Origin of the sequence: Litorimonas haliclonae (assembly GCF_965138505.1) — a bacterium.
GTDB classification, from domain to species: domain Bacteria; phylum Pseudomonadota; class Alphaproteobacteria; order Caulobacterales; family Maricaulaceae; genus Litorimonas; species Litorimonas haliclonae.
Genome location: NZ_CBCSCO010000002.1, coordinates 382130 through 401317, shown reverse-complemented (window position 1 = coordinate 401317; position 19188 = coordinate 382130). Strand labels below are relative to the sequence as shown.

Sequence of the window (19188 nt, the reverse complement as noted above, 5' to 3'; positions counted from 1 at the left end):
TGTTCACCCCGTTATCACCTCTAATATTAGCTAGTGCTATCTCGATTCTAATGAAAAGGCCTCATCGTGACCGAAAACAGATTCTGGCAATTAAATAGCCATCCCAACGGCAATGATTTCGAGTCCGCGCTTTCTTTGGAAACGTCAGAAATACCAAAGCCAAAGGACGGAGAGGTTTTGATTAAAAATGATTACCTCTCTCTCGATGCGGGGACCCGCATGTGGATGACGCCCCGCACCGACGGCTATCAACCCCCTCTTCCGCTTGGCTCCATGATGGTCGGTTTGTGCATAGGCAAAGTTGTAGAATCCCGACATCCGGATTTCAAAACCGGGGATATGGTGAGAGCCTTCGGGCAGTGGGCAGACTATTCCTGCGTGGAGCCGGAGATAACGGGTCTTGTTCAGATTGATACCAATGTGGATGACATCAGACAACATTTCGGTGTTTTGGGAATGAATGGCTGGACGGCCTATTGGGGGTTGCACGAGACCGCAAAGGTAAAAGCTGGAGACGCTGTTCTCATTTCAGCAGCCGCTGGCTCGACCGGAATTCTTGCTTGCCAAATCGCAAGAAATGCAGGGTGCCGCGTTTATGGGCTCGCCGGAAGCGACGAGAAATGCCGTTTTCTGGAAACCGAAATAGGTATTGAGAAAGCGTTCAATTATAAGACGGAAAATCTCGAGGAAGCATTTAAAGAAATTGAAGGCGGAATAAATGTTTACTTCGATAATGTCGGCGGGCCGATATTGGACAGCGTCTTCCCGAACATGGCTCTTTATGGGCGTATCGCTCTTTGCGGCCTCATCGCAGAGTACACCGCCGATGGCCCAAAAGGCCCTCAGCAATTTGATCAGATTTTAATGAAACGCCTCACGGTGACTGGATTTTTCTCCCCTGACTTTATGGATCAGGGCCCCCGTTTATCGAGAGAGCTTCGATCTTCTTTAGACGCAGGCGACATATTCATTCCGTTTGACGAGACGCAAGGCTTAGAAAACATGCTTTCGGCTTATAAAAAATTATTTACTGGCGGCAACATCGGTAAAGTTGTCTTGAAACTCTAATGCCCTAGACATGAAATTCTGAATGACTAATCGTCATTTATTTCTTACCCACACTCAGATGAGACTGGAAAGCCATCAAAATTAATAGCTGTTTCCATCCGCCGGTAAGTGTGATGGCGGAAAGATAAAAAATCCGTCTCGCTGTGTCTGGTTTACTGGTAACATAGCTAGGGCAAGGGGATGGGTTTTTAACTTATAAAATAAAAAATGTATATCGGGAGGAAACTATCATGATGGACTCAAAGTCCCTAGAAACGGCCACACTCAAATGTTTGAAGGCGCATGATCCTAAATATTCCGATGCGAAAGTACGAAGCTTAACTCCGATTTCTGGCGGGTACAGTCGCCTGACCTATAGGGTTAATCTTGGCTATGGCGACAATTCTACTGACCTGATCCTTCAATACTTGCCTAAAGGGGCGACCGGGCTGGTCCGGGTCGATCGAAAGGTCGAGAATGATGTTTTGAAATTCTTGTCGCAACAAAAAGGAATCGATACCCCTAAGATGTTGGCAAGTGACGTCGATGAAGCCTTTTTCGATAGCGCCACATTCATTTTTGAAGCTGAAAAAGGACAAACATTTATTGAGGTCTGCCGGCAAGCCAAACAAGAAGACTATAGCAAGCTCAACAAAGTCGTAGCTCGAGCAGGCGCTGCAGTGCACTCTCAAGATATCGAAGACCTCCCGGCATCTCTTCCCCGACCTGCGAGCTGGGATGAATATATAGATAAGCAAATCGATTTTTTTCGGCGCACCGAATCTGAATCTTTAACGTCCCGTCCGTTTCTTCGTTATATGGCGCAATGGCTTGATGACAACCGGCCGCCGCCAGCCCCGCTGAGCCTTGTCCATGGCGACTTCCAGGTCAGCAATATGATACAAGCCAAGAACACGATAGATTCCGTGCTTGTCGATTGGGAGCTATCCCACATCGGCGACCCACGAGAGGACCTCGGGTGGTTTACAATGGTCTGCGGCGCTATACCGCCCAATATATTAGAAGCGGATGTCGAAGGCTTCTATGAAGAATATAGAGCCAAAACAGGCCTAAGCCGTGACGTAATAAATCCGGCGACGACAGCCTACTTCTTGATAATCTCGTCCATTCAAACCCATATGGGGATGATGAAATCATCTGATGCATTGGCCGAAAGCGCTGAACAATCACAATCCGTTCTGGCCGCCTACTATATGAACATCACAACCTATCAACACATGAATTGGATGAACGCCATTAAAGTCGTAGAGGATGCCAAATGATTATTTCACCTTCTATTTCTCAAGTCCTGCGGGGCGTTATCCACGAAATGAACACAAATCTAAAAGAAGGCTTAGCGGACCCCGTGAAGAAGGGGCAAATTGATACAATTATTGGCGTGCTGGGTAGCTGCGCCATGCGAGCTGATTACCAATCCACTTTTATCAAAGAAGAAGCAGACGCAATTTCTGCCTTGGCCGAAGAATATCAAACCGAAGGAAAAGCAACTCCGGACCTAGAAGACGCCATTGAAAATCTATCTCAAGCATCAGATGATCATTCGCTCTATCAGGCGGCGAGCGAAACCCTCTCTGCTATGTCCGATATTGGCGATTCGTCCGGGCCTGATCTGTCCCAAAAACTACTTGGTTTACTTGAACAGAGATTAGGTAATGAATTAAAAATTATCGGCGGCGGATTTGAGGCAGCAGGGCGGGGTTAGTCTTCGGGTTACCCCCTCAAACATAGGCACAAAATTTTCCTATTTTCAGCCACAAAAAAACTATGATGTTTATCGCCATCATAGTTTAAGTTTACCAAAATGAGAGCGAGAGACCCTCGAAGGGTGAGTATAGCCTGGAATAAACTCTCAAGTTCGGAGAAATATACACTTTCAAATTAAGCGCCTAATTCAATCTCAGCCACAATCTCGCCGATTTGGCAGGTTTGTCCTACCTCAGCAACCACAGTCAAAGTACCTTCGAAAGGACACTCTACGTCTTGCGTAGATTTGTCTGTTTCAACGGCGTAGATTTCTTGGCCGACAGTCACTTTATCGCCCGTTTTCACGTGCCACTCAGCAATCGTTGCCTCGTCCATCGACATCCCTAACTTCGGGAGTTTTAGTTTTACTTTTGCCATTGTTAGCTCCTACCCATGACATTTTTAATAGCGATTTCTAATTCGGCCTCACCGGCGGTCCAGTCTTTTTCCAGAGACGGGTTAAACGGCACAGGTGAAAATTTAGAGCCGACACGTTCTACCGGAGCTTTCAAACTATCGAATAAAGACTCATGAATAACGGAGGAAATCTCCGCGCCCACGCCAAACTCTTTTACGGCTTCGTGCATTACGATGGCTCGTTTTGTTTTAGACACGGAATTCAAAACTGTTTCCTTATCAAAAGGCGAAATCGTGCGCAGATCGATAACTTCAATAGAGACATCGTCTTTGAGCCGATCGGCAACAGCCAGACAGTCTAGCACCTGTCTGCCATAGCTTACGATTGTCAGATCTGTCCCTTCTGTTAAAACCGCAGCTTTCCCAAGTGGAACCCGGTACCCTGGCTCAGGCATTGGGCCTTTTACTCTCATCATGGCAAGATGCTGGATGAAGATGGTGGGGTTATCACTTTCGATGCAGGACAGGATAAGCCCCTTTGCATCGGCCGGGTTCGAGGCCGTGACGATGGTTAAGCCCGGGACATGCGCAAACCAGGATTCAAGCCAGTCTGAGTGTTGGCCTCCAAATTGGCGGCCAGTCCCGGTTGTCGTCATAACATGAAGCGGCACGCCAGTTTGTCCGCCTGACATAAATCGAAGCTTAGCGGCATGATTGACCAATTGGTCCATGGCCACAGTCAAAAAGTTCATGAACATGATATCCGCAACGGGCCGGTAACCCGCAATTGCAGCGCCCACTGCTGCCCCCATGATGGATTGCTCGGCAATCGCCGTAGAACGAACCCGGTCTGTTCCGAATTTTCCGGACAATCCGTACATTGTTTTAAAGACGCCGCCGCCTTGTTCGTCACCTACATCTTCACCTAGCACAATTACCTTCTCATCCGCCTCCATGGCTTCAGTAAGGGCGAGGTTGTGGGCTTGGCCAAAATTCAACTGTTCACTCATGCCGATACCTCGTAATCATACACGTCGATTTGATTTTCCCGTATATCCGGGTCTCCGCTCTCAAGAGCAAACTTCGCAGCCTCTTCGACCTCCACTTCGATTTCGGCGTCAATCTCGTCGAGCATTGATTCCTCAACACCGCTACCCAGCAGATGCTGCCTTAGAAGTGGTACCGGGTCGGCCTTTTTGGCGGCCGCCATCTCCTCTTTCGGTATATAGCCGCCGGGATCTCCAAACACATGTCCATTAAATCGGAATGTCATGGCTTCAATAAGGGTTGGCCCCTTTCCGGCTCGCGCATGATCCGCAGCTTCTTTCGCGGCCTGATACATCTCAACGGGATCATTGCCATTGACGCGGACCGACCTAATTCCATAAGCGGCTCCGCGTTCGGCAACCGTCTCGGTATTAGACGTATATTCAAACTTTGTGTGCTCTCCATAAAGATTATTCTGGCACAGAAATATTACGGGCAAATTCCAAAGCGACGCCATATTTACGCCCTCATGGAAAGCGCCGATATTTGTCGCGCCATCGCCAAAGCAGGTCACTGTAACCCGGCCGTCTCCTGAAAGCTGGCTCGCTAGTCCAAGACCACTAGCGATCGGAATACCGGACCCAACAATCCCTGTGGTAACCATCACGCCGCTTTCGGGATGCGTAATGTGCATGGGGCCGCCCTTACCGCGGCAGGTCCCGGTAACTTTTCCGGCATATTCCGCCATGAGAGGTTTTAGGGGAACTCCCTTTGCAATTTGATCGTGAATTCCCCGGTAAATAGTAACGAGGTAATCACTTTTTTCTAATGCCGCCATCATCGCAGCAGACACGACTTCCTGGCCCCGCGCAGAGTAATATACGATCGCTAGATCTCCCGATGAAATCATTGAACGAAATTTGACATCGGTCTGGTAAATCTTTTGGGTGCGTCGATAGATATCGACGAGCACGTCATTGGACAGCTTTTGCTTTTTCATATGAGGTTCCACTTTTTCTATAGTCATATTTCAGCAGCGGGCCTTTTTCACCCCTATTAAATGACAGGGGTAATTTTGTCTCTCGAGCCTGCTAACTTCTCTACCTCACAGGAAGGTTAGTTATTACGCCCTCAGGTTTAACTTATGAGAGATTATGAATACGACTTCAGACATGCCCGATGCCTCGCAAACAGATAACTTTCGTGAAGAAGTTCGCGCATGGCTTGTCGAAAATTGCCCTCAAAAACTGCGCGATTTACGCAATGGTAGCGAAGCGCGTTGTTGGGGCGGAAAGCAATGGACTTTCGACTCCGCCGAACAAGAGAAATGGTTAGAGCGCTGCATTGAAAAGGGCTGGACCGCACCGTCTTGGCCGAAGGAATATGGCGGCGCAGGCCTGAGCGCTGAACAGTCCGCTATTATCAAGTCTGAAATGGACCATCTAAACATTCCCCGTCCATTATATAGTTACGGCCTTACAATGTTAGGCCCCACGCTTCTTAAATACGGGACTCCGGCTCAGAAAGCCATGCATTTGCCCGCTATCGCCAAGGGCGAAATTCGCTGGTGCCAAGGCTACTCAGAACCGAATGCAGGATCTGACCTGGCCTCCCTCTCAATGAAATGTGAGGATAAGGGCGATCACTGGTTGCTAAACGGACAAAAGATTTGGACCTCAACAGCCGATAAAAGCGACTGGATTTTCGCAATGGTTCGAACAGACAATTCCCACGAGAAGAAGCAAATGGGAATTTCATTTATATTGGTTGATATTAATACGCCGGGCATTCACGTGCGTCCCATCGACTTGATTTCTGGCAAGTCCCCTTTCTGCGAAACCTTCTTTACCGATGTAGAAGTTCCGAAATTTTACGGTCCGGATAATTCCTCAATTGTCGGCGAAATAAATAATGGCTGGCGCATTGGGATGTACTTGCTTTCGCATGAGCGGGGCAGCCTAGGCGCGTATACGCTGGATGGACGAGGTCACGAGCCCCTATCCTTAATTGACATGGCGATCGAAGAATTTGGGAGAAATTCCGAAGGTCAAGTGGACAACCCCATACTCAGAGAAAAACTCGCAAGCGCGCAAATTGATGAAGCCGCTTGCACAGCTCTGGCTGAACACCTCAACACACAAATCAATGACGGAATGGAAATCGGCGCGAAGTCTTCCTTGGTGAAGTACTCGTCAACACAAACAATTAAAAAAGGCTATGAACTTCGAATGGAAATTGCCGGTTTGAGCGGCACTGTCCAAAACGGAAATCAAGACCTGAACGATACAACCCTGGCTCAGAACTGGCTTTATTCAAGAGCCTATACAATTTTGGGCGGGACCTCTGAAATTCAATTAAATATTATATCCAAAAGACTGTTAGGGTTACCGACTTAAATGAGTTTTGCTACGTCAGAAGAAGAGTTGATGTTGGAAGAAGCCGCTATCGGCTTCTTGACCGAGGATTATGGTCTGCCAGCATTTCGAAAATTAAGAGACAATCAAGAAACCTTCTCCGCGGAAATGTGGCAGGGTATTTCAGAGATGGGATGGCCTGGAATAATCATTGATGAAGAATTTGGCGGCTCGAATATGAGCACGCTTGCAGCGTGCACAATTGTCAAAATTGTGGGCCAAAGCCTGAGTAGCATCCCTTTTCTTTCATCGTCGGTAATCGCTCCAAAAATTATAGCGATCACCGCTACGGAAAAGCAAAAATCTGCCTGGCTGCCTCTTTTGGCGCAAGGAGATACTCGGACAGCGACATCCCTTGAGGCGTCTACCTTGACCCTGACAGAAGCGTCCGAAGGCTACAGCGTATCCGGGACGATAAAGCATCTCGTCGACGGTATGTCTTCAGATCATATTTTGGCTCTTGCCTCAAAAAATGGCGATGAGTTTTTATGCCGCATTCCCCTATCTGATGACGGGATAGAAAGGACCGCGTTGACCTCAATCGACGGACGAGACATTGCGAAAGTCAAATTCAGCGAAGTGAAGGTCGCAACTGATGACATTTTCGGCGAGAAACCACTCGCAGAAGACGTTAAACACCAACTTCTTGCTTTCGGCGCTCTTGTCTATGCCGCCGAGCTCGTCGGTATGGCACGCGCCGCTTTTGAAATGACCTTGGCTTACTTAAAAGAACGAAAGCAATTCGGTCAAGTGATTGGGAGTTTTCAAGCCCTACAACACCGAACGTCTTTATTATTTATAGATCTATCTCAAGCCGAAGCCCTCGTTGCAAAGACAGCAAAAATGTTTGATGAGGCCGATCCACAGTTTTTAAGATTTGCAAGTCTCGCCAAAGCAAAAGCCGGCAAGACGGCTCAGGCTATAGCCAACGAGTCTATCCAGATGCATGGCGGCATCGGCATGACAGATGAATATGACATCGGACTCTATTTAAAGCGTGTCGCTGTTTCCGAACAAATTTTTGGGGACTACAATTTTCACGCCAATAACGCCGCTCGTTTAGCAGGATACTGATTTGACCAATATAGATGATTTAAGCTCCAAAATTGAAACCTTTGTCCGCGACGTGGTTGTTCCATATGAGAGCGACCCAAGGAATGAGGATCATGGCCCCACGGAAGACCTAGTAGTCGAACTTCGCGATCTCGCCCGAAAAGCAGGCGTAATGACCCCGCACATTTTGAAAAGCGGAGAACATGTAAGCCAGCGCGATACGGCCAGCCTCTTGAAAAAGACAGGGCTTTCCGCCCTTGGCTCAATCGCCTGCAACACGGCCTCTCCCGATGAAGGAAATATGTTCCTCTTGGGTAAAGCCGCTAATGAGGAACAAAAGTCGCGCTATTTAGAAAGACTTGTAACTGGCCATGCCCGGTCGGCCTTTTTCATGACAGAACCGTCGAGCGAGGGCGGCGCCGGGTCCGATCCCTCAATGATGAAAACAACAGCGGTTCGAGATGGAAATCATTGGGTCATTAATGGCCGCAAGACATTTATTACGGGAGCCCAAGGCGCCGAAGTCGGGATCATCATGGCGAAAGCGGAAGAAGGCGCCTGCCTCTTCCTGACCGAACTCCCTCATCCTGACGTTAAAATTGAACGTGTTCTGGACACGATTGATAGCTCTATGCCCGGCGGCCATTCCCAAGTCTTAATTGATAATCTTCGTGTGCCGGCCGATCAAATGCTCGGTAATCCCGGGGACGGATTTCGCCTTGCACAAGTCAGATTAGCGCCCGCACGATTGTCCCATTGTATGCGCTGGACGGGGATGGGAATCAGAGCTCAGGAAATCGCAACTGAATATGCCTGCTCCAGAGAAGGATTTGGAAAACTGCTTGTCGACCACGAAGGGGTCGGTTTTATGTTGGCCGAGAATCAGATCGATCTTCAGCAATGTGAATTAATGATCGACTGGGTCGCAGATGCTTTGGATCGCGGCGAGACCGCGAATGTCGAAAGCTCTATGGCGAAAGTCGCTGTCTCAGAGGCTCTTTTCCGGGTCGCTGATAAATGCATTCAAGTAATGGGCGGCATGGGCGTCACGCAAGATTCCATGGTTGAGCACTTCTTCCGGGAAATTCGTGCTTTTCGGATTTATGACGGCCCGACTGAAGTCCACAAATGGTCCCTGGCTAAAAAAATTAAAAAGAAAACCCTATCAGCCAAATCCTAAACGTCCTTAGGTAATATTTTCCCCGACTTAGCCCCTGTGTTCAACGGGGGCTTTTTTATGTCTATTTAAATAATACGCGCTTCTATCGGTTTGCCCGAAAAGTCTAAAGACTGGTATGTCGTATGTTAAATACTGGACAGGGCTCTACTTCGACAGCTTTTCGAACCAAGTCGGCAGCCACTTCTCCGCGAAAGTTCGTCACATAAAAAAACCCTGCGTCGCAACGCAGGGTTAGTTGTGATAATTTGAGTTGCGTAGGAGCTAGAATTTCACGTCCAATTCGACACCCCAAGTTACAGGCGCATTCACCAATCCGAAGGCCAAAGAACCCGGAACAAATACGGGGGAGGCATCCGTAGCGCTTGTCGCTTCGTAGGTGGCCACCTCGAAACCGTGATTGAAGTAACCCTCATCCAGAAGGTTGTCGCCGAATAAGGACAGACGCCAGTTATCTGTCTCATAATTGATTGAGGCGCTCAGAAGACCATAGGCTTCGTTAAACCCGATGATGCCTGTACGTGGGGGCGTGACACTCCTCGCTGCACTATAAGCACTGACCCAATGGTCACCCCTATAAGAATAATTTACAGTTGGAATGATGAAGTGACCGTTTTCTAATTGATGCTCGTAGGTCGCCCCCATCGAGAACGTCAGGTCTGGCGCTCGACGTAGCTCGCTACTAGACAGATCTACAGTATTCCCGTTCGTGTCTATAGCAAAATACTCGTCATAGCTTGCATCCAAAATTCCGAGAGAGCCGTTCAAGGTTAGAGCGTCAATTGGTTTGAAAATCGCTTCAGCTTCAAACCCGTTAATAGTCGCACTAGCCGCATTCTGAACAACCGTAACAGTTGTCCCCGCGAGGTTAGGGTCATCAAAGGCCACGTCCTCTTGCTTATTATCATATTTGGTGAAAAACGCTCCTAAATTGAGACGGAGTCGATTGTCCATCAAATCAGACTTCACACCAAACTCGAAATTTTCAACACTTTCAGGCTCATAAGGCCCAGCATTTTGAGGGTCGTAGGCCCGACCATTATATCCTCCGGACCGAAAGCCTTCAGAATAGGTTGCATACAACATTGCTTGGTCAAGATCATATGTCAGCCCCACTCTCGGCGTGAACTTCGTCCATGTCGTTTCGGGAACAAATACTGCTGGATTACCTGTAACCGGGTCAATGAAATTGTTATTGTAAAGAGGATCCGAGGTATCACAAATCCCAAGGCCTGGTTGGCCGAACAAGGAAAGACCAGTCCGCGTACCATTACCCGTGAAATCCGCGCCGTTTGAACCGCAATAGGCCTTAGTCTCTTCAAGGTACCGTCCTCCTAGGGACAGACCCAACCGATCTGTTACGTCCATATCCAATTGGCCAAAAATGGCCCATGATTCTGTTTCGTGAAAATGACGAGGCTCTTGAGTTACAAAAGGAGCGGCCAAAGTAATTGCCAACCCACCCGTGGATTGAGCCATTTCGTATTCGCTGTTCCAGTAATATCCGCCAAGTACAGTTTCAAGACGGTCACCAAAGTTAGAATGGAGCCTGACTTCTGTACTGAACTGGCTCTCTTCTTGAGGACGGGACGCCACAAATACTCCCTGCCCCGCAAATGCTGGGACGCCGAAGGCCGTCTCGCCATCTACACCGAAAAAGTCCTGAATTGCTGTTTCTTCACCCTCTCTAAGAGCAATAATTGCTTCCAAACTGTGGTTCTCATTAATTTGCCAAGTAGGTGTAACCGTTACGGCAAATACATTTCTTGACGCTTTCTGGTCGATCGGAGAACGGTTTGTTCGGTGATATTCAAAATCACCAGGATCCCCAATAGCCACGTTTGAAAGAGGCGGCGTGTCCGCATTGTCATCAATAATCTCTACTCTTGTCAGGATAGATAGGGAATCTGTTGGCTCCACAAGGGCCGAAAGGTCAAATCCAAGAAAATCTGCATCTCCTGAATTAGGGCCGCCTTCGAAATAACCGCCACCAGATTTATGATTGACCATGCCCCGTAATTTAACTGTATCATTAGCGAAAGCAGGAAGGTCGATGGCTGCATTAAGGTCTAATCGGTCATAGCTGCCATATGTGATTGAAGCGCGACCTCCAGCGACACCGCTAGGCTTCTTACGCTTAACATGAATTAGGCCTCCAATGGTATTTCGTCCAAACAAAGTGCCCTGTGGACCGCGCAACACTTCGACAGATTCAGCGTCCCAAATCCCGACCAAAGCGCCGGTACTGTTGGCGAGATAAACGCCATCTGTATAGACAGCGACCGCTGGATCAAATGACTTCTCTACGTCGGAGAACTGCATACCTCGTATAGAGATAGCGGCAGTACCATTCCCCAAAACGGAATCAATAATTAGGTTCGGAGAAATACTCTCGACATCACGGATATCCCGAGCGAAAGTTTTTTCAAGTTGTGCACTGTTTATCGCTGAGACTGCGACCGGCACGTCTTGGGCATTTTCAGTCCGCTTCTGAGCCGTCGTAATAATTTCATCAACTTGACTGGTGACCTGGCGACTATCCTGAGCGTATGCAGGTGAAATAACCACGCCACAGATTAGTGTTGCGATTCCTGTGGACAGGCTCAATCGATGAATAAGTTTTGACACATTTATCCCCTATAATTCATTGCTCCCTAAGCTTTCCGCCCGGGATTTAATTAATTATAGGATTGTCCTAAAGCACTACGAAAAAAAACTGCACTTTTAGACAGGTAAATTATTTTCGAGTGATTTGTGGCTTTAAAGTCACATAGTGAGCTTTTCAGATAGCTCGTTGCAAAAGGCCACCCAACAATTTTCACTTCGCCGTAAATCCGCCGTCAATTACCAACTCTGACCCCGTCATAAAGCTTGCAGCATCTGAACAGAGATAAACAACGCCGCCTGCCATTTCCGACGGGGACGCGATACGGCCTATCGGATGATTTGAAACAACTGCCGCCTGTGCCTCATCATAGCTCGGCGCTGCTCCTAGATCGACATAGGACTGAATAATGCTCTGAAGCATCGGAGTATCAACCCCGCCCGGGTGCACACTATTCACTCGAATGTTATAGCCCAACATTCCAAATTCAACAGCAGCACTTTTTGAAAAATTCAAAACGGCTGCCTTTGTCGCACAATAGGCGGCATTAAATGCGGCGCCGCGTTGTCCGCCAACAGAAGAGATATTTACGACGGACGCGCCACTCGGGCTTTTTTTGCCGCCAATTTTTAGGAGCTTCAAACAGCTATGATAGCTGTGTAAAATAGATTCGACATTTACCGACATTATCGAACGCCAACGCTCCACGTCTGTGTTCTCTATTGAATCGACGAAAGAAAACCCGGCGTTATTCACCAGTCCATCTAAACGACCATATCGGCTTTCTATTTCTGAAACGACCTTTGCCCAGTCCCCTTTGGACGTCACATCATGTGCTAGGGATAAGTCAGACATTGCCTCAGCTGGTTCGATGAGATCAGTTGCAATTACAGTTGCATTTGCGTGTTTTAGCGCCTTGCAAACTTCACCACCAATACCTCCGTCTGCGCCAGTCACGAGGATGATTTTATTATCGAGTGATATTGTCATTGCGCGGTCCAACCGCCGTCGACCATCACTTCGGACCCGGTCATGTAGGCGCTTTCGTCGGATGCCAGAAACAAAATTGCATTTGCGATTTCAGCTGGTTCGGCGACACGTCCCATTGGGGTCATGTCTCCCAACATTTGCATCAAGTCACTTTTAAACCCTGCCCCATTTTCCTCCAATCGCTCCATGCCTGCATTTAAGAGCGGCGTTGACACGAAACCGGGATGTATCGAATTCACGCGAATAGGCGTTTTCTTCGTCGCAAACTCAATCGCGGTTGCTTTTGTAAAGAGCTTTATCGCCCCTTTGGAAGTGTTATATCCAGAGGTATCAGTATATCCGACCTTCCCCATAATAGAGGAAACATTAATTACGGAAGATTCGACTTTAGTGTCTTGCCCGCCTTTTGAAAGCAAATCATGGCAGTGTTTTACGGCCAGAAAAGCCCCGTCAACGTTGATCGACATGATTCTCCGCCAGTCTGCTAAGCTGGTACCTTGGACCGGGCCGACACAGTCCACACCAGCGTTGTTTACCAAGCAGTTCAAAACACCGGCTGCGGAGATTATTTCCGCAACGCTTTCCCATTCGGCTTCCTCGGCTACATTAGCCTGGATATATTGATGCGTCTGACCGTCCAAAAGAGCTTTGGCTGATTCAGGGGTATCAATGTCCGTTATAAAAACCTTTGCGCCTTCTTCGGCGAAACGATCGGCTGTTGCTCGACCAATTCCTCGCAGACCACCCGTCACCAGGGCGGTTTTGCCTTGGAGTCTCATACGCCCATCATTCCCGCGGTTGTCGCTCCATCAATATTATAGGAGGCTCCCGATATAAAGGAGGCTTCATCGCTTGAAAGATAGACCACTAACCCTGCAATTTCTTCGACGGATGCCATTCTTTGCAACGGTGCCATCCCCTCGAATTGGGCTCTGGCGGCAACTGAATCCTCGGCCCTGTCGATGACTCCTTTAATCATTTCAGTCTCAACCACGCCGGGATGTATCGCGTTGCAGCGAACGTTGAGGCTTTGATTGGCAGAATGCATCGCCACAGATTTTGCCAGAGCGATATGCGCGCCTTTGGTCGTCGAATATGTTACGAAGTTACCCATCGGTATATGGGCGTTCATTGAGCTGTTGAGAATGATTGAACCGGAGGACCCTCCCGGGTTTTTCCGCATAAGACGCATAGCCATTTGGGCCGTAAGCATTGCCCCTGTGAGGTTTATAGCGATCAGAGAATTCCAGGTCTCCAATGATATATCTTCGACATTTGTATCGCCAGCTTCTGTACCAGCATTTGCAAAGGCAATATCTAATCGGCCAAATTTTGTTTCAATTTCTTTTGCGATAGCGTCATAGCCAGGGGCGTCTTGAACCTCGTGTTTGATAAATGTTGCGCCGCATTTTTCTGCAATCGCTTTGCCAGCCTCTTCTTTTCGTCCTGTGAAGACAACTTTGGCCCCTTCATCAATCAGCCGAAAGACAGTTGCTTTTCCGATACCTGACGTTCCGCCTGTTATAAAGGCCACTTTGTTTTCAAGACGCATATAGCTTCCCCTCACTCATTTTTATGTTAGCTTTAAATGCTCGTCGTGACTTGTATAGCTATACAAAAGACAAGGTTGAGCCGAGTAGATTTATGAGTTTTGAGCCAATTAACTGCCTTTTGATCGCTGGCGGAAAATATCATGATATTGACTATGCGCGCGTAGAAATTCTCAAGTTGTTGGGCTCTCAGAACCGTATAGTCACTCGCGTCATGGAAAATTACGAGTGCTCGGAAGCGCTGGATTGGGCAGATATCCTGATTTCATATACTTGCGATATTCTGCCGTCGGAGGACATCCAAAATCAGTTAAAAGATTGGCTAGAGGCCGGAGGGCGCTGGCTTGGCTTGCACGGAACAAATTCTATCTTGAGAATGATGGACGACGGGTTGTGGCACACCCCAAGAGATGCCCCTGTCTTTATGGATTTGTTGGGATCGCAGTTTCTATCACATCCGCCCATTGAGCCCTATACTGTTGAAAATGTGCAGCCCTCCCATCCACTCGTGAAAGACATCCAGAATTTCGAAGTCACAGATGAATTGTACCATATGGAATTGCATGGTGAGCTCGAGGTCTTTTTAGAAGCCGAGTGCTCGATAAAAGGGCGTGGATTTGCAGAAGGGGATGAGGCCCTGGGCCGCCACCCCGTTTTCTATAAAAAGTCTCACCAGAAAGGCGCTATACTTTACCTCACGCTCGGTCACTGTCGAGGTCATTTTGATTTAAGACCGTATAAGGACTTTCTACCCGAACTTGACCGCGGGAGCTGGGAAATTCCAGAATTTGAAACCCTGCTAAAACGGGGAATTAAGTGGCTTCAATCCCCTTTTTGATTAGCTTGCCATTTTAAATCAGCTGGCTTAGATAGCCGCATGATTAGTACGAAAAATTTAGAAAAAATTCGTGTAAACTCTCGGGAGGAATTGAAAACTTCCGCTATTCACTTCCGAGACCTGGTAAGTGAGCTATGTGATCTTCGCATCGCTGCCTGTCAAAACATCGCAAAGAATGCGACCCTAAGGGATATTGATGGCGAGTTGCTTGCAACAACTGTTTTCGGTTGGAACGAAGACAGTAATAAATGGTGGAATACTGAGAGCATGGCTCTTAAATCCCCAATTACGATCGCATGTCGTTATGAAAGCGAGCCTTTTTGGCTGAATGCGAACGGCATACACACGCGGCAACCGAACCAATTTTTACAAGAAATGGACTTGGCCCGCTTTGAGCATAGAGCTTTTACGCATGCGGCTATTGTTGTGCCTGTTCACATGCCTTTCGGGCAGATTGGCGCCGTAAGCTACAATCCGCTTTCTAAGGACAAAGTTGATTTGTCAGAAATCTTCGAACAACATGGTGACGTGCTTGCAATCTATGCCCGTGCCTTCATCCGAAGCTATGTCAACGTGTCAGACAGAACACCCATTCTGCCGCTGCGCTCGAAGTTAAGTAAGCGCGAAGTAGAGTGTTTGCGTTGGGCGGCGCTGGGGAAAACCGATCACGAAATTGGTATCATTATTGATAGAAGCAGAGCGACGGTTCGTTTCCACTTTCAAAACGCAACAAGAAAACTTGATGCCGTGAACAGAAGTCAGGCGGTCTATAAGGCAACTCAGCTAGGCTATATATCGACGGCTCGTCAGCAACCTAATTAATACATTAGCTTACAGCATCCCTTCTCTCTTCACTAAGCTGAAGAAAACCGGGAGACCCTTATGTTTATGATTATCGGCCAAATGACCATGGCGAAAGAAGCGATGGGCAGTTATGCAGAAGACGTGCAATCTCTAATCAATGACGTAGTGAAAGAGGACGGTTGTGAATATTACTCCCTGACTGTTCAAGATGAAGAGGCGGGTCTGATCAGCGTTACCGAGATCTGGTCAGATGAAGACGCCCTGAATGTTCACCTAAAACAACCTTGGGTGCAGGCTTTCAATGAAAAATATATGTCACATTTAAAATCTCACTCCCTCAAAATTTATGACGGAGACTATGTGCGGGACTTTTAATGTCCGCCGCCCTGAACGAAACGAATATCTTTGCTCCTGAATTCGGGGCAGATCCATTCGGTTTCTACCAGAAAGCACTCTCAAGTGATCCGGTTTTATACCTTCCGGGTATGGACACTTGGCTCGTCACCGGTAGCGAATATGTGAATGATATTTGCAGACAGCCTGAAATCTATTCTAGCGATATCTCTGTCTTGCTCGCAGGAACCCACGCTGACAGCCCGAAGGTAAAGTCGATTCTTGATAAAGGATGGCCGCAACTTCAGGTTCTTTTAATGTCGGATCCCCCCAGTCACTCGCGTTACCGACGACTGGTTGGCCTTGCTTTTTCAGCGCCTCGGGTCAACGCGATCGAAGATACGATCCGCGACATCTCTCTAAACCTTTTAAGAAAACAACCTTTGGGCAGTCTTTGGGATTTCATCCGCGATTACGCCGTCCCCCTCCCTGTGACGATGATTGCCAATCAGCTTGGTTTTACATCGTCGGAAGCGGAAAAAGTCCGGAAATGGACCGAAGCGTTCACTGATCGTTTGGGCGGAATGATTGACGAAGAACGCTCAGTTGAATGCGCCGAGATCGTAGTTGATTTCCAACACGCCATGAAAACGAAAATCGATGAACGTCGCAGCCGTTCTTATGACGATCTCCTCGGCGATTTGGTCAGCGCGGCAAGCGAAGGAGACGAGCCTCTGTCAGACGCAGAAATTCTCTCCGTCATTCAGCAGCTTACAGTCGCAGGAAACGAGACCAGTACAAATACGATGGCAGAAGGAATAAAGCTGTTCATTGAGAACCCTGACCAGTGGAAGCTGCTACGCGAGCAGCCCGAGCTCATCAAAAATGCAACAGAAGAGATCTTGCGGCTGGCAAGCCCTGTGGCCGGCATCTGGCGAATTGTCACGCAAGACACTGTGTTGAATGGGCACGTTGTTCCCGCCGGGGCTAAAGTCATGGTTCGTTTCGCGGCCGCCAGTCGCGACCCTGAAATTTTCGAAAACCCCGACAAGTTCGATATTGAGCGACCAAACGCGAAGGCCCATTTTGCGTTCGGACGGGGAATTCACACCTGCCTAGGCAACATGTTGGCCCGAAAGGAGATAATGGTTGCTCTAGAACACTTGTCTCAATCCTTTGAAACTCTGGAACTGGCTATACCAAAATCGGAGCTAATCTACTCGCCTAACATCATGTTACGCGGGCTGAAATCACTTCCTATTATTGCGAAATAAGGTTGCGGGCAGAAGCCCGCCTTCACTTCTAGAATGGTTGGGTTGCCGGGATCAACTCTGCCTTATTGAGCCGTCATTCCGCCGTCTATTGTGAGTTCTGACCCCGTAATATAGCTCGCTTCATCAGACGCTAGGAATAAGACGAGGTTCGCCACGTCTTCCGGCTCTCCATACCGGCCATTGGGAATTGAGGCGGCAATTTCATCGTAAAAATCGGGGTTGTCGCGAACAGCGTCAGCTTGAATATTAGTCGCAATAAAACCGGGGTGAACACTGTTTACCCGAATATTCTGCCGTGCTGTTTCTAGCGCTACCACCTTGGTCATCATTTTGACCGCCCCCTTTGCTGCCGCATAGGCTAAGCAGCCAGGCACGCCAATTTGTCCGCATACCGATGAAATATTGACGATAGATCCGCCGGCTCCGCTTTTTCGCATGGCTTCCACGGCGCGCTGCATACCGTAATAAACGCTGTTAGAATTGATATCCATTTGCTTATTGAAATTAGGGGTGGTTTGCGCCTCGATAGGCCCCAAGAGCGCGACGCCCGCATTGTTCACAAGAATATCAAGCTGTCCGGACTGTTTGGAAATTGTGTTGAAGACTTTGTCCCAATCAGCTTCAGATGTCACATCATGATTTAAGGCATAGGTAGTGCCACCCGCTTCGTTTAGCTTCTCCGAAGCCTCTTTTGCCCCTTTTTCATCAATATCCGATATGTAGACGGTTGCCCCTTCCCGTGCAAAACGTTCGGCAATCGAATACCCCAGGCCAGGGCAGGACGCTCCTCCGGTTACCAGCGCCACTTTTCCGTCAATACGTCCAGACATAAAACTCTCCTTAATCGACGAAACCTTACTTCAAGTAAAACAGCAAAATACCCCCCAAAAAAGTGAGTTGAAGCCATAAGGATTTAAACCCTAGTTTTCATATGATTATTGAACAACACCGCTTTTTTTAATCGGGATATTTATGACCACTAAAATGAATCGCAAATTCATCCTGAAACGACGGCCCGACGGCTCCCCAACGGAGGGGGATTTTGAATTGGTGAAAGAGCCTATACCAAAGATCTCTTCCGGCGAATTTCTTGTTCGAAATCACTTCATCTCTCTCGACCCCGCTCAACGTGGTTGGATGGATGATCAGCCTTCTTATATGCCTCCTATCGAAATCGGAGCCAGCATTCGCGCGACCACGGTCGGACGCGTTGAAGAGAGCAAAAACCCGAATTTTCAGGAAGGCCAATGGGTCTTGGGTCTCAATGGTATTGAAGAATATTCCTTAGTCCAAGAAGGCGGATTTACATCCCCAATCGACACCAGCATTGTTGCTTCACCGACAAATTATCTATCGATTTTAGGGGCCGTAGGAATGACGGCTTATTTTGGTTTGTTGGATGCTGGACAGCCCAAGGCTGGGAACACTGTCTTGGTCTCCGGCGCCGCCGGTGCCGTAGGATCGGCCGTGGGACAAATTGCTAAGTTGAAAGACTGCAGAGCCGTCGGAATTGCCGGTGGACCAGAAAAGTGTAAACGCCTAGTGGAGTACTATGGCTTTGACGCGGCGATTGATTACAGAGAAAAATCACCTGAACAGTTAGAGAAAGCTATCAAAGACGCTGCGCCTGACGGCGTGGACGTGATATTTGAAAATGTTGGCGGCGAAATATTGGATGCCGGTATTATGGCTCTGAATGAACACGCCAGAGTGGTGCTTTGCGGGCTTATTTCCGAATATAATTCAGATCCGAGAGGCGCGCGGAATATCTGGCAAATTATTGTTAAGCAGGCATCGATGAAAGGTTTCCTTATCCGCGATTACGTGCCTAAATTTGCCGAAGGCGCAGCTGTAATGGCAGGCTGGATAGCCGACAATAAAATAAAATTTGATGAGCACGTCGAGCATGGCATCGAGAACACTTTCGACGCATTTATGCTTTTGTTCAGCGGGGGCAATAAAGGAAAACTCATTTTAGACATTAGCGGGGAATAG

At 48.1% G+C, this 19188-nt stretch carries 19 protein-coding genes; 11 read left to right on the top strand and 8 right to left on the bottom strand.

What is annotated here, in order from left to right; translation table 11 throughout:
• Positions 1–66 precede the first annotated feature (66 nt).
• The 3 genes from ACNA05_RS06085 (at position 67) to ACNA05_RS06075 (ending at position 2770) form a co-directional block, all read left to right on the top strand.
• Positions 67–1068, top strand: a complete 1002-nt coding sequence (locus ACNA05_RS06085) for an NADP-dependent oxidoreductase (protein WP_415810525.1) — start codon at positions 67–69, stop codon at positions 1066–1068.
• Positions 1069–1298: 230 nt separating this feature from the next.
• The gene (locus ACNA05_RS06080) at positions 1299–2330 is read left to right on the top strand and encodes a phosphotransferase family protein (RefSeq protein ID WP_415810523.1); all 1032 of its coding nucleotides are present in this window, start codon (positions 1299–1301) and stop codon (positions 2328–2330) included.
• The gene (locus ACNA05_RS06075; RefSeq protein WP_415810522.1) at positions 2327–2770 is read left to right on the top strand and encodes a hypothetical protein; all 444 of its coding nucleotides are present in this window, start codon (positions 2327–2329) and stop codon (positions 2768–2770) included. Before ACNA05_RS06080 ends, ACNA05_RS06075 begins: the two co-directional genes overlap by 4 nt.
• Positions 2771–2946: 176 nt before the next feature.
• Here ACNA05_RS06075 and ACNA05_RS06070 read toward each other — a convergent pair whose 3' ends face one another.
• From ACNA05_RS06070 to ACNA05_RS06060, 3 genes are read right to left on the bottom strand one after another with little or no spacing between them, the layout of a single operon-like run.
• Entirely contained in the window at positions 2947–3189 is a 243-nt protein-coding gene (locus tag ACNA05_RS06070) for a biotin/lipoyl-containing protein (RefSeq protein WP_415810520.1), read from the bottom strand.
• A gap of 2 nt (positions 3190–3191) precedes the next feature.
• A complete protein-coding gene (locus ACNA05_RS06065; RefSeq protein WP_415810519.1) occupies positions 3192–4178 on the bottom strand; it encodes an alpha-ketoacid dehydrogenase subunit beta in 987 nt (328 codons plus the stop codon).
• On the bottom strand, positions 4175–5155 hold the full coding sequence (locus ACNA05_RS06060; protein ID WP_415810517.1) for a thiamine pyrophosphate-dependent dehydrogenase E1 component subunit alpha: 981 nt from the start codon (positions 5153–5155) through the stop codon (positions 4175–4177). Before ACNA05_RS06060 ends, ACNA05_RS06065 begins: the two co-directional genes overlap by 4 nt.
• A gap of 154 nt (positions 5156–5309) precedes the next feature.
• Between ACNA05_RS06060 and ACNA05_RS06055 the strand changes: the two genes are divergently transcribed.
• From ACNA05_RS06055 to ACNA05_RS06045, 3 genes are read left to right on the top strand one after another with little or no spacing between them, the layout of a single operon-like run.
• Complete coding sequence (locus tag ACNA05_RS06055) at positions 5310–6551, top strand: acyl-CoA dehydrogenase family protein (RefSeq protein ID WP_415810516.1); 1242 nt, start codon at positions 5310–5312, stop codon at positions 6549–6551.
• Positions 6552–7643, top strand: coding sequence for an acyl-CoA dehydrogenase family protein (locus ACNA05_RS06050; protein WP_415810515.1), 1092 nt, complete (start codon positions 6552–6554; stop codon positions 7641–7643).
• Position 7644: 1 nt separating this feature from the next.
• On the top strand, positions 7645–8802 hold the full coding sequence (locus ACNA05_RS06045; RefSeq protein WP_415810514.1) for an acyl-CoA dehydrogenase family protein: 1158 nt from the start codon (positions 7645–7647) through the stop codon (positions 8800–8802).
• 261 nt (positions 8803–9063) lie between these two features.
• On the opposite strand, the gene ACNA05_RS06040 is transcribed toward ACNA05_RS06045, so the two are convergent.
• The 4 genes from ACNA05_RS06040 to ACNA05_RS06025 all read right to left on the bottom strand — a co-directional run bounded on the left by ACNA05_RS06040 (position 9064) and on the right by ACNA05_RS06025 (position 13946).
• Positions 9064–11427: a TonB-dependent receptor gene (locus ACNA05_RS06040; protein WP_415810513.1), complete on the bottom strand. Its 2364-nt coding sequence runs from the start codon at positions 11425–11427 to the stop codon at positions 9064–9066.
• Positions 11428–11617: 190 nt separating this feature from the next.
• Positions 11618–12394, bottom strand: a complete 777-nt coding sequence (locus tag ACNA05_RS06035; RefSeq protein WP_415810512.1) for an SDR family NAD(P)-dependent oxidoreductase — start codon at positions 12392–12394, stop codon at positions 11618–11620.
• Positions 12391–13173 carry an SDR family NAD(P)-dependent oxidoreductase gene (locus tag ACNA05_RS06030; RefSeq protein ID WP_415810511.1) on the bottom strand — a complete coding sequence of 261 codons (783 nt, stop codon included), beginning with the start codon at positions 13171–13173 and terminating at the stop codon, positions 12391–12393. The genes ACNA05_RS06035 and ACNA05_RS06030 overlap by 4 nt, the downstream gene beginning before the upstream one ends.
• Entirely contained in the window at positions 13170–13946 is a 777-nt protein-coding gene (locus tag ACNA05_RS06025; protein ID WP_415810510.1) for an SDR family NAD(P)-dependent oxidoreductase, read from the bottom strand. Before ACNA05_RS06025 ends, ACNA05_RS06030 begins: the two co-directional genes overlap by 4 nt.
• A gap of 92 nt (positions 13947–14038) precedes the next feature.
• Between ACNA05_RS06025 and ACNA05_RS06020 the strand changes: the two genes are divergently transcribed.
• From ACNA05_RS06020 to ACNA05_RS06005, 4 genes are read left to right on the top strand one after another with little or no spacing between them, the layout of a single operon-like run.
• Positions 14039–14782, top strand: a complete 744-nt coding sequence (locus tag ACNA05_RS06020; protein ID WP_415810509.1) for a ThuA domain-containing protein — start codon at positions 14039–14041, stop codon at positions 14780–14782.
• A 39-nt stretch (positions 14783–14821) separates the two neighbouring features.
• Positions 14822–15604 carry a helix-turn-helix transcriptional regulator gene (locus ACNA05_RS06015; RefSeq protein WP_415810508.1) on the top strand — a complete coding sequence of 261 codons (783 nt, stop codon included), beginning with the start codon at positions 14822–14824 and terminating at the stop codon, positions 15602–15604.
• Between the two features lie 60 nt (positions 15605–15664).
• Positions 15665–15961 carry a putative quinol monooxygenase gene (locus ACNA05_RS06010; RefSeq protein WP_415810507.1) on the top strand — a complete coding sequence of 99 codons (297 nt, stop codon included), beginning with the start codon at positions 15665–15667 and terminating at the stop codon, positions 15959–15961.
• Positions 15961–17193, top strand: a complete 1233-nt coding sequence (locus ACNA05_RS06005) for a cytochrome P450 (protein WP_415810506.1) — start codon at positions 15961–15963, stop codon at positions 17191–17193. The genes ACNA05_RS06010 and ACNA05_RS06005 overlap by 1 nt, the downstream gene beginning before the upstream one ends.
• Positions 17194–17255: 62 nt before the next feature.
• Here the strand turns inward: ACNA05_RS06005 and ACNA05_RS06000 are convergent, their stop codons facing one another.
• Entirely contained in the window at positions 17256–18023 is a 768-nt protein-coding gene (locus ACNA05_RS06000; RefSeq protein ID WP_415810505.1) for an SDR family NAD(P)-dependent oxidoreductase, read from the bottom strand.
• 142 nt (positions 18024–18165) lie between these two features.
• On the opposite strand from ACNA05_RS06000, the gene ACNA05_RS05995 reads away from it, so the two are divergent.
• On the top strand, positions 18166–19188 hold the full coding sequence (locus ACNA05_RS05995; RefSeq protein ID WP_415810504.1) for an NADP-dependent oxidoreductase: 1023 nt from the start codon (positions 18166–18168) through the stop codon (positions 19186–19188).

Coding starts and splice junctions, on each gene's coding strand:
- ACNA05_RS06080 (WP_415810523.1), top strand. CDS start 1,299: ATGATGGACTCAAAGTCCCTAGAAACGGCCACACTCAAATGTTTGAAG.
- ACNA05_RS06075 (WP_415810522.1), top strand. CDS start 2,327: ATGATTATTTCACCTTCTATTTCTCAAGTCCTGCGGGGCGTTATCCAC.
- ACNA05_RS06070 (WP_415810520.1), bottom strand. CDS start 3,189: ATGGCAAAAGTAAAACTAAAACTCCCGAAGTTAGGGATGTCGATGGAC.
- ACNA05_RS06065 (WP_415810519.1), bottom strand. CDS start 4,178: ATGAGTGAACAGTTGAATTTTGGCCAAGCCCACAACCTCGCCCTTACT.
- ACNA05_RS06060 (WP_415810517.1), bottom strand. CDS start 5,155: ATGAAAAAGCAAAAGCTGTCCAATGACGTGCTCGTCGATATCTATCGA.
- ACNA05_RS06055 (WP_415810516.1), top strand. CDS start 5,310: ATGAATACGACTTCAGACATGCCCGATGCCTCGCAAACAGATAACTTT.
- ACNA05_RS06050 (WP_415810515.1), top strand. CDS start 6,552: ATGAGTTTTGCTACGTCAGAAGAAGAGTTGATGTTGGAAGAAGCCGCT.
- ACNA05_RS06035 (WP_415810512.1), bottom strand. CDS start 12,394: ATGACAATATCACTCGATAATAAAATCATCCTCGTGACTGGCGCAGAC.
- ACNA05_RS06030 (WP_415810511.1), bottom strand. CDS start 13,173: ATGAGACTCCAAGGCAAAACCGCCCTGGTGACGGGTGGTCTGCGAGGA.
- ACNA05_RS06025 (WP_415810510.1), bottom strand. CDS start 13,946: ATGCGTCTTGAAAACAAAGTGGCCTTTATAACAGGCGGAACGTCAGGT.
- ACNA05_RS06020 (WP_415810509.1), top strand. CDS start 14,039: ATGAGTTTTGAGCCAATTAACTGCCTTTTGATCGCTGGCGGAAAATAT.
- ACNA05_RS06015 (WP_415810508.1), top strand. CDS start 14,822: ATGATTAGTACGAAAAATTTAGAAAAAATTCGTGTAAACTCTCGGGAG.
- ACNA05_RS06010 (WP_415810507.1), top strand. CDS start 15,665: ATGTTTATGATTATCGGCCAAATGACCATGGCGAAAGAAGCGATGGGC.
- ACNA05_RS06005 (WP_415810506.1), top strand. CDS start 15,961: ATGTCCGCCGCCCTGAACGAAACGAATATCTTTGCTCCTGAATTCGGG.
- ACNA05_RS06000 (WP_415810505.1), bottom strand. CDS start 18,023: ATGTCTGGACGTATTGACGGAAAAGTGGCGCTGGTAACCGGAGGAGCG.
- ACNA05_RS05995 (WP_415810504.1), top strand. CDS start 18,166: ATGACCACTAAAATGAATCGCAAATTCATCCTGAAACGACGGCCCGAC.